The sequence below is a fragment of the Paenibacillus sp. sgz302164 genome (assembly GCF_056120505.1).
The window spans coordinates 385,795-399,696 of the sequence record NZ_JBVYOL010000004.1 but is presented as its reverse complement, the minus strand read 5'-3'; the positions used below and the strand labels follow the sequence as shown (position 1 = coordinate 399,696).

Annotated in this window: 12 protein-coding genes; 10 read left to right on the top strand and 2 right to left on the bottom strand. The window is 45.6% G+C overall.

Annotated elements, in window-relative coordinates:
* The first annotated feature begins 121 nt into the window (after positions 1 to 121).
* A complete protein-coding gene (locus AC0LWT_RS09725; RefSeq protein ID WP_474681024.1) occupies positions 122 to 565 on the top strand; it encodes a cell wall hydrolase in 444 nt (147 codons plus the stop codon).
* 418 nt (positions 566 to 983) lie between these two features.
* On the opposite strand, the gene AC0LWT_RS09720 is transcribed toward AC0LWT_RS09725, so the two are convergent.
* Positions 984 to 1,466, bottom strand: coding sequence for a hypothetical protein (locus AC0LWT_RS09720; RefSeq protein ID WP_474681023.1), 483 nt, complete (start codon positions 1,464 to 1,466; stop codon positions 984 to 986).
* A gap of 895 nt (positions 1,467 to 2,361) precedes the next feature.
* Here AC0LWT_RS09720 and AC0LWT_RS09715 point away from each other — a divergent pair.
* From AC0LWT_RS09715 to AC0LWT_RS09680, 8 genes are all read left to right on the top strand, one after another.
* Entirely contained in the window at positions 2,362 to 3,012 is a 651-nt protein-coding gene (locus AC0LWT_RS09715; RefSeq protein WP_474681022.1) for a hypothetical protein, read from the top strand.
* Positions 3,013 to 3,342: 330 nt separating this feature from the next.
* Entirely contained in the window at positions 3,343 to 4,716 is a 1,374-nt protein-coding gene (locus AC0LWT_RS09710; RefSeq protein WP_474681021.1) for a PepSY-associated TM helix domain-containing protein, read from the top strand.
* 151 nt (positions 4,717 to 4,867) lie between these two features.
* On the top strand, positions 4,868 to 5,362 hold the full coding sequence (locus AC0LWT_RS09705; RefSeq protein ID WP_474681020.1) for a VOC family protein: 495 nt from the start codon (positions 4,868 to 4,870) through the stop codon (positions 5,360 to 5,362).
* Positions 5,363 to 6,160: 798 nt separating this feature from the next.
* Positions 6,161 to 7,111: a helix-turn-helix domain-containing protein gene (locus AC0LWT_RS09700; RefSeq protein ID WP_474681019.1), complete on the top strand. Its 951-nt coding sequence runs from the start codon at positions 6,161 to 6,163 to the stop codon at positions 7,109 to 7,111.
* A gap of 156 nt (positions 7,112 to 7,267) precedes the next feature.
* A complete protein-coding gene (locus AC0LWT_RS09695) occupies positions 7,268 to 8,248 on the top strand; it encodes an ABC transporter substrate-binding protein (RefSeq protein WP_474681018.1) in 981 nt (326 codons plus the stop codon).
* A complete protein-coding gene (locus AC0LWT_RS09690; RefSeq protein ID WP_474681017.1) occupies positions 8,245 to 10,287 on the top strand; it encodes an iron ABC transporter permease in 2,043 nt (680 codons plus the stop codon). Before AC0LWT_RS09695 ends, AC0LWT_RS09690 begins: the two co-directional genes overlap by 4 nt.
* Before the next feature lie 164 nt (positions 10,288 to 10,451).
* On the top strand, positions 10,452 to 10,817 hold the full coding sequence (locus AC0LWT_RS09685; protein WP_474681016.1) for a hypothetical protein: 366 nt from the start codon (positions 10,452 to 10,454) through the stop codon (positions 10,815 to 10,817).
* 102 nt (positions 10,818 to 10,919) lie between these two features.
* The gene (locus AC0LWT_RS09680) at positions 10,920 to 11,669 is read left to right on the top strand and encodes a spermidine synthase (RefSeq protein ID WP_474681015.1); all 750 of its coding nucleotides are present in this window, start codon (positions 10,920 to 10,922) and stop codon (positions 11,667 to 11,669) included.
* A gap of 200 nt (positions 11,670 to 11,869) precedes the next feature.
* Here AC0LWT_RS09680 and AC0LWT_RS09675 read toward each other — a convergent pair whose 3' ends face one another.
* The gene (locus tag AC0LWT_RS09675) at positions 11,870 to 12,448 is read right to left on the bottom strand and encodes a TetR/AcrR family transcriptional regulator (RefSeq protein ID WP_474681014.1); all 579 of its coding nucleotides are present in this window, start codon (positions 12,446 to 12,448) and stop codon (positions 11,870 to 11,872) included.
* A gap of 206 nt (positions 12,449 to 12,654) precedes the next feature.
* Between AC0LWT_RS09675 and AC0LWT_RS09670 the strand changes: the two genes are divergently transcribed.
* Entirely contained in the window at positions 12,655 to 13,356 is a 702-nt protein-coding gene (locus AC0LWT_RS09670; RefSeq protein ID WP_474681013.1) for an NAD(P)-dependent oxidoreductase, read from the top strand.
* The last annotated feature ends 546 nt before the right edge of the window (positions 13,357 to 13,902 follow it).

The window sequence follows — 13,902 nt, the reverse complement described above, 5'->3', positions numbered from 1 at the left end:
CGTTAAACGGCCAGAAGAGTGTGATGGAACGGCTATTTATTATCGCTCTCTATTTTGCCAGAGTAACACATCCGCTTCACCTACAATATGATGAGTCTAGAAATCTAAAGAGGTGAGCCACATGGCAGTCGTAAAAGCAAGGAAACAGGATATTGATATGTTGGCAAGGTTGCTTCGAGCTGAAGCTGAGACCGAAGGTGAAATGGGCATGCTCCTTGTTGGAAATGTTGGCATTAACCGAATAAGAGCGAATTGCTCCGATTTTAAAGGAATTCGGACAATTCCCCAAATGATCAATCAGCCGCATGCATTCGAAGCGTTGCAACATGGTTTGTACTATCAAAAGTCAAGAGAGAGGGAACGCCGTCTGGCGCAACGTTCTGTGAAAGGGGAGCGGAATTGGCCAGCCAAATTCTCCTTATGGTACTTCCGTCCAGGATCGTTCGAAAATCCCGGACCATGTCCGCCAACTTGGTATAATCAGCCGCTCGTAGGACGATGGAAGAAGCACTGTTTTTATGAGCCGACTGCGAAAGAATGTATAAATGTATATAATACGTTTTAACTCACAGCCATGTGTCGGGTGACAAGAACCTTATCTCATTTGTGGACGACGTTTCAAATTGTAGATGAGAAATTAAAGTTGGGGTACTGGAACGAATCAGCCCCATAGTCCTCTTTAGTTAGGGGTTTGCGCGGATCGGGAAATCCACTTGAAAGGAGCAAGGAAGGTAAGGCGACAGGAGTAGTGAGAACTGGATAAAACAGGTTGCATTGATTTGGGATACTGTCAATATTAGTGTTCCAAATCAATGCAACCACTTTAGGTTCACCGGACACTTAATTGCCATGCGTGGCGCACTACCAAAAGATCTCTTCACTACTGAAGAGATCTTTTGGTGTACAACAACTTTTTAATGAAATCACATTACATAATGATGACGGATGAGCGCGTGAATCCACTTGCAAGATACGGATGGTGTCTAATGTCCACCTGTATTGGAAGCCCAGACAGGATACCAGCCCAAGGCCGGATTTTCATTGTTGTACAGTACAAGATTGCCGTCATTTTGCATGATCAGCACATTGCCTCTAAGATTGGCCGGCACATTGTCTGCTCCATACCATGCCTTAGCCCACGCCAGGTTATCCGACGTCCAATAAGGTGTGTTTTGCGGATCTGATATTACCAACTTCCCGCTGAAATAATTAATCTGGAGTTTATGTATTCTCGTGTCTTTAGTCTTGGAGTTCCATAACATCGTTCCTGTCTTGACGTCCCAGAGCTGCGCATCGCCCCAGTTATCAAATTGAAACGAAAACCTGTTATTGTCTGACACTAACCCTCTACCGGCGACATTATACATCGTGTCATAAATCAGCCGATCTCCACTGGCGGAAGTCACAGGGGAAAATGGAATCAAAAACATGAGCATGGTAAGACAAGTTAAAAAGATTTTTTTCATATAACATCCTCTTTTCCTGAACATGTTTTAAGTTACTTGTCAAATATATCATATATTTTTCTTTTTTTGGATAAAAATTTAAGAGTCCATACAGGATCAAGAAAATGTCGAAAATAATGATCACCGGCAGCGCTAGCGGCGGTGCAATATGCGTATTTGCTGCAGCATTGGAAAAAAGGCGAGGTTGAGGCACAAAATGAAAAACTGAATGCCGTTTCCCCGACGAGCTGCACACATTTTGCAGGCAAACGAAAAGCAACTTCCGCCAGTTGGAAGGCTACATGCGAATGCTCGATAATGATCTTGACGAAGTGGTAGAACACATGGACCAGTTGGAATCCCGGCAGTAGGGGTCTCTGTTCCCAGCGAAGCTGTCATCAAGTGCCAACTAAAATAAAATATAAATAGGGAGAATCAGTAAGGCACTGAAAAGCACCGAAAAGATGACAACGAAGGGACATAGCTCAGTTCGAAGAGCACCTGCCTAGCAAGTAGGGAGTCAGAGTTTCGATCCGACTTGCCTTCGACGTGTTTTTTGCTTTGGGCGGAACCTGGTTATGTAGGGATCGAATGAATTAGTAGGCACACTAATGGCCGTCTCGAAATTTTCTGCTTCCCTTATAAATGCGGAATATTTTTCCAAATTCATGCAAATCAACTGACGGATCCGTTCTTCGTGAACGGCTACAAGCACGCGATAGTATGGCTTCTTCATTCTCTTTCACCTCGTATTTGAACATCATTGTAACTTGTTTCATAGCCTGACGACGTGGCTCTAAGGAGTTGTTTTCAGAAGGGATACTGGTGTGATGTCTTATTTGGCGTTGAAAAATGACTCGAACGAGTCATACTATTCTGATTGCAGATGACTATGATAGAGTGAAGAGCTTATGGGATGAACTACAATGATGCGGAGGTGTTTGTGGCAATGAGCAAGAACTGGGTAAAGGTAGCATTCTGCATGTTGATTATGGTGATAAGCATGTGGATGGCAGCACCGTTAGCTGTAGCAGCAGAGCACGATCATAATCATGGAACCGCGACTGCCGCCAGCAGCTCAGGATCCGCTTCAGAAACGGTCATTGTCGGAACGATATCCGCTCTGGCAACGACGATTGCGGCTGCAGCTATGATCGTGCGGCTCCGGACCGATGCTTCCAGGCTTAACAAGATGACCGCCATGATGGCGGCCATGACCGTCGGAATGATGACTGGGCTGATTGGAGGAACACTACTCGGAATCTGGTTACAATCCTTGTTCTATGCAACTGTTCTTAGCGTGACGCTCGGAGTTGGCGCGGGAATCCTTGCAGGCCAGGCCTATAGCTGGCTTGCTGCACTCGACGGCATGTTGTCCGGAGTGATGAGCGGAATGATGGGGGCTATGCTTGGTGTCATGATCACGCAGGACCATCCTTTGCTCATGATTCTGTTTATGGACGCTATCATGCTGTTGACTGTTGGAATTCTGTATCAATCTTTGGGACCTCAAGTTCAACCGGAACAACAGACTGAGCACCAAGAACCAGAGGGAGCTGGTTTATAACCTGTGGGTATCCAATGATAGTTGATATTCGACTGACTGATGATGGCTTCCGGCAAGTTGGCAGTCATTTTCTACGAGGTGAGTGCCATTCGATGGCATACACGTTCAAAATTTGTTCATCGATTCCTAGCACTATCGAGTCATTTCAAAGTCAAACACAATAAGTATAATGTAGTCTGAATCCGAAGTAGGTATTCGAAGGGGAGTCTTTATTCAGGAGGTGACATTTTTTATGCGGGGATCATTCCTGCACCCAGGCCATCGATAGGGTGCAGGAGCTTGTGTAATGGTGAATGGGTTACACTCTTATGACATGAAAGGAAAGACAAAATGGAAAAAACGAATTATAACCGTTTTTGGCGGTGGCATTTTTATGCAGCATTATTTATTACACCACTGCTGATTACACTAACATTAAGCGGTATTGGCTATTTGTTCTATACAAATGTAGAAAATAATGTGTATAAGCATGAATTTTTTGGTAAAAGCAGTCAAACCGAACCATTGACGATCGATCAAGGAATTGAAAAGGCTAAAGAAACCTACGCAGGATATTCTGTTGCAAAAGTAATTATGTTAGCAGATCCGTATAATACACGACTGACGTTGACTAAAGACGGCGTCCAAAAATACATATTCTTGGATAAAAATAACCAAATCGTCGGCAGTCAAAATGCGGAATATACGTTTTCAAATTTCATGAGAGCTCTCCATAGTTCACTGTTTGTAGGTGGAACGGTCGTTAACTACTTGGTGGAACTAGCTGCCTGTTGGGCGGTCTTCCTGCTGTTCTCCGGTATTTATATGACGTTCAAAGGAAGAGCCTTGAAGAAAGAGCCAAGCCCAACGAAGAGGCAAAAGAATCTTAAATGGCATGCGCTCATCGGAATCATCATTACAATTCCAATGATTATCATTATTTTTACCGGGTTGCCCTGGTCGGCATTTATGGGGGATTTCATCTATTCGACAGCTCAAAAGCATCCTTCGATCGGCATTCCATTCTTAAAACAACATCCGCCGACATCGGACATGAACGAAATTCCTTGGGCTACCCGTAAAAATGAAGCCCCAACATCCAGCGAAGCTCATGCTGATCATACTGGTATGGCGCCTATGGATTCAATGTCTAGCCCAAGCAACATGATTACTGTCCAACAGTTGATGAATGAGGTGGAGAAGAATAACATTTCCAAACCATATTCAATCATTTACCCATCCGGTGAAAACGGCGTGTATACGGTTTCCAAAGGAAGCAATACCGGTGTAACAGGCTTAGACGTTAGCCCTTATGAGGAAGTGACGACCTACTTTGATCAATATAACGGTAAATTGATTTCAAAAGTAGGCTATGAGGATTACGGAATTTTAGCGAAATGGTATACTTGGGGAATTCCGCTGCATGAAGGCCACTTATTCGGTTGGCTCAATAAATTAATGAATCTGCTAGTTTGTCTTTCGTTTCTGCTCGTTATTTTTTGGGGCTTTAGAACGTGGTTCATCCGGAAGAAGAAAAATTCCTTGTCAGCACCTCCAAATCTTACAGGCAGGCTGTCGATAGGCTTCATCATTTTTATGGTTGTACTAGGTTGTATGATGCCGTTATTTGGGTTATCGCTCATTTTAGTTATCATGATTGAAATTATTATTTCAAATAAGAATAAATACAAACAGCGGGTATCAACAGTTAGACATTCGCAGTAGCTTGGAACGGGAAGCTTCCCGTTCTTTTTTTGTTTTCAATGAGCAACTTTTTAAACATAGCAATTTGAAAGAAACCATGGCTCATTTTTTATGCTAAACTGTATTGTGTATAAACCTACTAAAACGCTTGAATATTAAGGAGGAAAAAATTATGAATAGCAAAATCCAAAAAATCACGCCAAACTTGTGGTTTGATACACAAGCCGAACAGGCGGCAGAGTTGTACACTTCTATTTTTAAAAATTCGAAGATAGGAAGAATCACTCACCATGGCAAAGATAATCACGGGATACCAGAAGGAACAGTAATGACCGTGGAATTTCAATTGGACGGGCAAAAATTCGTAGCCTTGAATGGCGGTCCGTATTTCAAATTCACAGAGGCAATATCATTTATCGTGAACTGTGAAGATCAAGATGAATTGGACTATTTTTGGGAAAAACTCTCCGAAGGCGGAGATGAAAAGGCTCAAAACTGCGGTTGGCTAAAAGATAAGTATGGCGTGTCGTGGCAAATTATTCCTTCCACTCTAACCGAGATGGTAAGCGACCCAGATCCAGAAAAATCAGAAAGAGTTATGAAAGCATTGCTCCAAACGAAGAGTAAAATTGACATAAAAACTTTGATGCAAGCGTATGAGGGATAAAGTGCACTTTGCCGTTACAGACTGGGGGAAGACCGTACCACGAGTCATTGATAACGGAAAACGTTAGTTCAGAATTTACCGCCTTATGATTGATAGAGCGGTTTTTCTTTTGGCCAGAAATCAACAATCAATCACCAACGGGATAAGTCTGTCCCAAATTGGGTACTGTCCAAGGTGTCTATGTTGTCACAAACGACACCCGACCGTCATATCGCCCTTTCTATAATGAAGCAAAGTCTTTCAGCATGGCAGTCGGAAAAACATTTATCGATTCATACAAAGCAGCAATTATGGACTTTTTTGGAGTTCCATCACTTGAAGTATTTTTATAGAAGGCCATGCGGCAACACCAAACAAAGCTGAAGAAATTAAAGCGAATGCCATTGTGCGTGCAGAAAAGCTCACACAAACATTTTAAAATATATGCCGTAAGTGATACAAATTTTCACTGGAGAAGCAGAACGGAAGTAAGGGTTGTATCATAGCGGAATTTGCTATGTCGTGCAGGTGGTCGTGGAGAAGATAGAGGCCAATGAAGAATGATCAGGCAGAGGGGAGAACTGTATGAAACTAGCGGCTAGGACTTGTGATGCAGAGAAGGTTGGCATTGGTCATGAGAGTTGCTTGCGTCGAAGACAAGGTCGGTTTATAAAACGTTCTTAAAGTAAGAGGATAGCGCCAGAAAAACAATCCTGCATTATTCCTTATTATATTTTATAATGAGAATGATACTCATTATAGATATCGAGGAAGTGGCTTATGCAGCACAAATTCAAATTAACCCGCATGCACGAATATATGGATCATTTATCGATGGGGCTGGAGAGGAAACTGTCTCGTTCAAGTTGGGGACAACAACTGATCCTTCCGAATGAACTTGGAAATGGCACGATTCACCGAATGGTTATTCGTCCGGGGATGGAAATTTTACTGGAGCGTTTAAGTCTGCATCAAAATCTGAGATTGAGGATCGACCAGGAGTGCCAAGTTTTGGGTTTGGTTTATCGCCTAAGCGGAGAAAGCTACTGTGAATGGAATAATGCCATTTGTACGAACTTATCCGGTCCTGAGAGTACGGTGTTCTTTACCCATCAAACCAAAGTCTATTTGGAGACAAGCTCAGCTATCCAGAACAATGCCATTAAGATTCGAATGAGTCCGGGTATATTGGAGGCGTATTTTGCCGACGGGGAGGAGAATCGCAAACTGCGGCAGATGCTACACTCATATAAAAACACCATTCGCGGTCAAGCTATCTCACCGGCTGTTCAAGCGATTTTGCAGGCGATGTGGACATGTGAATATGACGGGGCGCTAAAGCGATTGTTTATGGAAAGTAAGGTTTTGGAGCTGGTCACTCTCTTTATTCATGAGTTGTCTACATATGATCTGTCGAGCAAAGAATTAACGACACTTCATCGCAATGACTTGGAGAAGCTGCATAACGTTCGCAGAGCGATACTCGAGCATTTGGATCAGCCTCTTTCCATTCAGCAGTTGGCCAAAATAGCAGGAATGGGCACAACAAAACTAAAAGCAGGCTTCCGGACTGTGTTCGACAAAACGATCTTTGAATATGTCCGCGAACAAAGAATGCAAAAAGCGGTATGGCTGCTGGAGACGAATCGGATGAGGGTATGCGATGCGGCAATGGCGGTTGGATACAGCAACCCGAGCCAATTCGCTGCCGCCTTCAGAAAGCAATATGGCTGCAATCCAAGTCAATATGGGCAGCATCTTGAACGATAAAAACGGAATCCCTTACAAACGAAACGGACATGCATCGTCAACTGATGTATGTCCGTTTTGCCGTCCTTAATGGGTTGCCGAGCGTCTTCCTTGGGTAGAGGTGAGCTATGAATATATGTGATAATCATTATCATTCACAGAAAGGAGCACATAAGGATGGGAGTTAGAAAAGGGTTTATCTTCACATTTATTGTTTTGGCCATAGTGATGCTGACTGGCTGCTCCAAGAATCGGCAGCCATCGCTTAACCAGGAAGAGGCTCGTATATTTAAGCATCCGTTAGGCGAAGTAAGGTTGACCGAAACACCAAAAAGAATCGTGGCATTGGATTTCAGTTATACGGAAGATCTGCTGGCGCTGGGGATTACGCCGGTAGGCGTAGCGGATATTGATTCTCCGACAGGCTTTAACACCATGGTGAATATACAGCCTGGGTTGGGGGCCGAGGTTGTGGATGTCGGAGGCCGGCAGGAACCTAATCTCGAAATCATTGCCGAACTTCAGCCGGATCTCATTTTAACCAATGTGTATTTTGTTCAGAAGAACTATGAGAAGCTAAATGCCATTGCGCCGACCATGGTCTTTGATCCCTATCCGCCGGAAGGGAAGGAGCAGTACGAAGAAATGACGGAAACATTCCGTGTAATTGCAGATATAGTAGGCAAAGGGGATGAAGCCGAGCAGCAACTCAAGGATTTGCAAAAGGTGTATGACGAGGCCAAAGGGAGGCTGAAAGGCGCGAATAAAGCGGGAGCGAATGTTGTGTTCGCCCAAATGACACCTGGTCAATCGGGTCCTGCCGTATGGTTGTTCACTGGAAACTCCCAAGGTGCGCGAATCATGAAAGAAATCGGATTACATCACGTCTATCAGCCTCAGATGTTTGAACAACGAGGCGTGACGGTGACAACCGTAGAAGCGTTAATGGATTATCAGGATACTTCCTTGATTTATTTAAACACGGACAGTACAGGCGGACTGCGGAATCAACTGGAAGCCAATGCGTTATGGAACGAATTGGATTTCGTCAAACAGCAGCGTGTCTATGCGATAGATCGTCGGATTTGGGCGTATGGGGGACCAATCAGCGCCAAAGTGCTGGTCGGTGAGGTTGTCAAGGCGTTGACCGGGCAATGAAAGCGAATGTGAAGGCGGTCAGTGTGATAGGAGGAAGCGCCCTGCTTCTGGCGCTGCTCTTTATGTTTCATGTAACTCAGGGACAAGTAGATATCAGCGTATCTGATGTAATGCGTTCTCTTCTACTTGCGCAAGGATCGGCTGTTGATCAGGCCATATGGGGGCTGCGTTTGCCGCGGGCGGTTGCGGGCATGCTCTGTGGAGCAGCTTTGGCTGCCAGCGGCGTGTTGCTGCAGACGGTGCTGCGCAATCCGCTCGCTTCTGCAGGCACCCTTGGCATTAATGCGGGAGCTTACTTGGCAGTCGTAGCAGGAACGGTATGGAGTCCTTTTCTGCTTCACCGGTTTCCATTTGTTTTTGCTCTTGCTGGCGGCGTTCTGGCGGCCGGCATGGCTTACGTGCTGGCCGGGGGTTATCGGGCACCACCGATTCGTCTGGTGGTGTCCGGCTTAATTGTCACCTTGTTGCTGTCTTCGTTGACGAATATGATGCAAATTTTGTATTTGGAAGATGCCAGTCACTTGTTCGTGTGGGGCTCGGGTTCCTTGATGCAAAACAATTGGCAAGGCGTTCAGGTCACATGGCACTGGATGGTCATCGGGTTGGCGATTGTTTTTCTTTTCTCCAAATCCCTTGATCTGCTGATGCTTGGTGAGGAGTCAGCGACTTCCCTGGGGCAACGTACGGTTTGGACGAAGGTGGCGTTGTCTGGAATAGCCATTACACTTGCCGCGCTCAGTGCGAGCCTCGCTGGTCCTATCGGGTATATCGGTCTGCTCGCGCCGCATATCATTCGACTGACCGGCATTCGGCGGCACCGTTTGTTGATTCCCGCAAGCGCGATGCTGGGGGCAGGGCTTTTGCTCGTTGCCGATTCGCTGACCTCCATGTTACAGGCGACTTACGGCACGCTTCCTGTCGGAGCTGTGACGGCATTGCTTGGCGGTGCTTGGTTGGTCGTATTCGTAATGCGCGCACAAAAGAAGCGTCAAGGAATTGGCGGATTCGCCGGGACACCCCCGATGTCCGCAACTTCCAGATTCAGAGCGAGTAAAGCGCGAATGTTCACGGCCTGTGTCCTGCTTGGCTTGGCTTTGCTCGGCGTCACCCTATATGGATGCTTGCGTTCAGGACATTCCATGCTGACCCTCGAACGGTTTATCCAGGGGTTATTAGGCCATGGCGAACCATCGATTCATCATCTGGTGTGGCAATTGCGCTTGCCGCGTATGGCTGCCGCCTGGCTTGGCGGCGCGGCGCTGGCGGCAGCCGGCTTATTGATTCAGAGTGCCGTGCGCAATCCGATGGCCGATCCGTCAGTCATCGGGGTTACGTCCGGCGCAGGTGCGGGGGTGCTGGCCCTGTTGGTTGTATGGCCCTATGCGCCGGGATGGCTGATGGGGATATGTGCATTTGCTGGAGCGGTTATCATCTCCATTGTTATTTTCGCGGCTGCTTGGCGAAGCGGTCTGGAGCCCGGAATGTTGCTTCTGGCGGGGATCAGCATATCCGCGGTAGGTACGGCCGTCATTCAAATCCTGGTGCTGCGGACGACAAGCTTTACGGCTGCTTTCATCTGGCTTGCGGGCAGTACGTATGCGCGAGGATGGACAGATACGATTCCATTAGTCATCGTTTCTGCTCTTCTTCTTCCGATCGCCTGGTGGTTGGGGGAGCGTGTGGAATTATTGTCCTTTACCGACGAAGTTTCGACAGGGGTTGGACAACGCGTCAAGCGAGATCGATTGCTGACGGCAAGCCTGGGAGTAGCATTAGCTGCGGTCGTTGTAGCCACCGTAGGCACCGTCGGATTTATCGGATTGCTGGCTCCGCATGCGGCAAGACTGTTGACAGGAACGGCTCATCGCAGAATGATGGGGTTCTCCATGCTGATCGGCGCTTTGCTGCTGACAACGGCCGATGTGGCGGGACGATTGGTTGCTTTGCCGAAAGAAGTTCCTTCGGGATTGATGGTGTCGCTGATTGGAGCGCCATATTTGCTTTATTTGCTGTATCGAAACGGCCGTAGAGTCGGTTAATTGTGATGAAATGTTAATGCGAAATTCAGTTGCTTCTAGATCAATCAACCCTGCATGCCTGACATCGCAACCTTCTTTTCCCTGCTATTGATAAACGAGGGAGAACCAAGTACAATCGATGAGAATGGTTATCAATTTGATTGTGAAGGAAAGCAGGGTTGACGATGACATCGAACTTTACCGTTACAAATACAACGATACATGATTACTTTGATCAACTGACAGCATGGGTAAATGGCGGTACTCGCCATAGCCATTGGGAGCAAGAACTCTTGTTGCCCGCTCGTATGGGGAGTGGCGCCATCACGCGTATGCGGATTCGGTCCGGAATGGAAATTATCATTTCCGATCTGATCTACGAACAGGATACAAAGATAAGCATTCGGGAAGCCTGCCCGATCTTCGAGTTGAACTATTGCGTCAGCGGCGACATCTACTGCGAATGGAACAAGCGGGAAATACAGACGAACGGAAAAACGGGACATATTTGTTTTTTCCGAATTTGGCGAAGTGACGGCCGCATATTCTAATAATTGGCGGATATCGTTTCGACAACTAATAGAATTCTTCTTTAGGTTGATTGCTTATAATGGTATACTGTCACAAAGATCAGCCAGAAAGGGATCGATAACTTGGATTTACTTTTCAAAACGTCCAGCCCTAATCATGAGATATCCGTTTATGACACTACAGAGTTGTACGGTGAAAAAGGCAAGTTTCGAGTGTTGGAGTTTTCCAATAAAGCCATACAAGGTGCTATGGATTTGAATGATCCGGAACGTATCCTATTTGAATATCCGCGAGCTATTATACATCTAATTGAATGTAACACCCCTTCCTTCGAAAACGTATTTATCATCGGTCACGGGATTGGGACGATTGCTGGCCATTTTCCAGAGAAACGATTTAAGGTGGCGGAGCTAGATCACAAGGTGGTGGAGTTAAGTAAGAGGTTTTTTGGATACCGAAAGGATAATGTGAGCATTGGTGATGGCCGACAAATTCTTGAAAGTGAAGATCAACAGGCTTATGATTTTATTGTTTTAGATGCCTTTACTGAAAAGGGAACGCCTCTTCATTTGATCTCTAAAGAATTCTTTGTGATTTGCAGAGAAAAGCTCGATTCTTCGGGATTGATCGTTATGAACTTGTTCGGTAAAGGTGAAAATGACCAGCTCATGAATGCTATTCATACAACGCTAAGCGAGGAATTTGCGTATATCAAAGCATTTTCTCTACCGTCAGAAGGCATCGCCGACATTCAAAATATCATTCTCGTAGGCAGAAATAAGCCGATCGGGTTCCAAGCACGCCAAATGGCAGGCTTCACAGAGATCGAACTCGGGCAAGGGTATATCATTAGGGATAGAGGTCCGCAATGAACATTTTAGTCTTACATCATCTCATTACGCTCTGAGAACTAAACTATCGGGGGACGATAGTTCAAAATAAGGGAGCAGAATGCCACGGGCCGGCAGCTGTTCCTTTTTTATTGAAGTAACGGGGAGTTTAGTTGAATTAGGAATAGATAACAATATTAAAGAAAACTCGCCAAGTTTGCGGCGATACATAGGGCTTTTCTTCATGCAAGCGGGAAATCTGCTTCAAGATTTCGTTCAAGCAACGTCCCCAATCGTTGAGCCATGAAAGAAGGAGGGTGGGGCATTTCATTCTTGAACCACCATTCCACTACCCCTACGATAGCCGCTCCTAAAAATTGAAAATCAACCTCCTCGCCGTTAGTTAAGCCTCGATTACTCCCTTGTGATAAACCATTCTCTTTATTCTTTAACTCTTGGAGGAAAAACGTAAGGAATCGATTACGAAAAAAAGGGCCCCCTTTACTCGCTAGCATCGCGGAGAAAAATAAAGAATGACGCTCAAAATACTCGAACCATAACAACCCCGCATCCACATAATCGGCGTCGTCGCCTGTCGAATCGCAGATTTCCCGCATCTGTTCAATATGTTCTTCGATGAGTTTATCCAGAAGATCAAATTTGTCCATGTAGTGAAGATAGATGGTTCTTCGGCTGACATCTGCCCTGTCGGAAATATCTTGTATCGTAATTTGATCAAATTTTTTTTCAATCATCAGTTCAACAACAGCCATTTTTATGGCTTCTTGAGATTTGCGTATCCTTCGATCCATCGTTGACACCTGAGAAACACCAGCTTTCCTGAAATTAATACATAATTTCAAAAGAATTGTGAACTAATGCACGGAACCTGACTTTTTAATCATTGTAGACTTTTTATTTCTATTTATAATTATACATAGTTGTTACCTAATATTCTAGAGTGCATTATATGCGCATATAAGAGGATGGGTTTAATCATGATCACCAGCGAAAGGAGAACATTTTAATGAAAATTGCAATTATTGGAGCAACAGGGGGAACTGGAAGGAAAGTGATGGAACGAGCACTTGAATTGGGACATGAAGTTGTAGCCGTGGCTCGTCGGCCAGAAGTCATTACCCCCGCAGAGCGGATCAGCACCCGGAAGGGGGATGTATTCGATGCGTCGAGCATGGAAAAAGCCATAGCCGGTACTGAAGCCGTAATCAGTTGCATAGGCCCGCCAAGTAACTTCTCGCCGGATAGCGCCAAGAAGTGGCTTCTGAATATCAGGGCGGCAAAGAATGTTATGGCGGCAAACTTCTCACCGGGCACCGTCATGTCGGAGGGAATCCCGAATATACTTGCGGCCTGTCAGCGAGCTGGCGTTAAGCACCTAGTCATGCAGAGTGGCATTAATTTGAGCGACGGAAAAGAACTTTCTGCTGTCAATCGGTGGGCAGTAGACTTGATGCGCCGAATCTATTGGAAGGCGATCGAGGATAAGGCGATTGCCGAGCATGCAGTAATACGGAGTGATTTGGATTGGGTAATTGTACGAGCGTCAGTGCTTAAATACGCGGATGGCAATCTGAACTATACAGCAGGTCCATGGGCTCGCATCTCTCCACTGCGGCCGCTGCCCTTTGCAGACTGTGCCGACTGCCTTGTGCGGGCGGCGACGAGTGAGCCAGCATGGATCAAGAAGATCGTTAATGTTGGACGATAACATACAGGTGAGAGATAAGAGTCGGGTGAATCTCCGTCCGTTCCATGGCCGTGTCTAAATCGCTCAAAATGTTGACACTACCCCTTTTGAGGCGTTTTTGACGATGTATCGTCGACGACTGAACAAACAAAGAAACCTCCGATCCGGAGGTTATAATAATGAGTTTGACATAATTTGTCTGCTTTAACGATTTTTAGCGTTTCGTTGGCTCTACCCTTATTTTTCTAAGAAATTAATTTAACGAGTACGAAGGCAATATCGCAATATGATGCACATGATGTGCGCTTTAGCTGGCTCCCGGCTGCTTCTAGCCCTTAGAAAACGCAAAACTCAAAAGGACTTCTTTGATCGACCATAAATTTAGAGAGTCGCCTCGGAAAGCATCCGGCGGTTTTTATTATTTAGTCAATAAAATTCTGCTCATTCAGTTCTTAGCAAACTCTAATAAACCCGGTTGAATCGTTGCCGCGCGTACTTTAACGGACATAGCGGTAAATTTTCGGATATCCTCTCTGTGTTATAGTGATCCCAGGTCAACAAAACACA

What these genes read in the sequence shown, in the direction of transcription:
- AC0LWT_RS09690 (WP_474681017.1), top strand. Translation starts at nt 8,245, where the DNA reads ATGAAAGCGAATGTGAAGGCGGTCAGTGTGATAGGAGGAAGCGCCCTG.
- AC0LWT_RS09725 (WP_474681024.1), top strand. Translation starts at nt 122, where the DNA reads ATGGCAGTCGTAAAAGCAAGGAAACAGGATATTGATATGTTGGCAAGG.
- AC0LWT_RS09720 (WP_474681023.1), bottom strand. Translation starts at nt 1,466, where the DNA reads ATGAAAAAAATCTTTTTAACTTGTCTTACCATGCTCATGTTTTTGATT.
- AC0LWT_RS09700 (WP_474681019.1), top strand. Translation starts at nt 6,161, where the DNA reads ATGGATCATTTATCGATGGGGCTGGAGAGGAAACTGTCTCGTTCAAGT.
- AC0LWT_RS09670 (WP_474681013.1), top strand. Translation starts at nt 12,655, where the DNA reads ATGAAAATTGCAATTATTGGAGCAACAGGGGGAACTGGAAGGAAAGTG.
- AC0LWT_RS09685 (WP_474681016.1), top strand. Translation starts at nt 10,452, where the DNA reads ATGACATCGAACTTTACCGTTACAAATACAACGATACATGATTACTTT.
- AC0LWT_RS09705 (WP_474681020.1), top strand. Translation starts at nt 4,868, where the DNA reads ATGAATAGCAAAATCCAAAAAATCACGCCAAACTTGTGGTTTGATACA.
- AC0LWT_RS09695 (WP_474681018.1), top strand. Translation starts at nt 7,268, where the DNA reads ATGGGAGTTAGAAAAGGGTTTATCTTCACATTTATTGTTTTGGCCATA.
- AC0LWT_RS09710 (WP_474681021.1), top strand. Translation starts at nt 3,343, where the DNA reads ATGGAAAAAACGAATTATAACCGTTTTTGGCGGTGGCATTTTTATGCA.
- AC0LWT_RS09715 (WP_474681022.1), top strand. Translation starts at nt 2,362, where the DNA reads ATGAACTACAATGATGCGGAGGTGTTTGTGGCAATGAGCAAGAACTGG.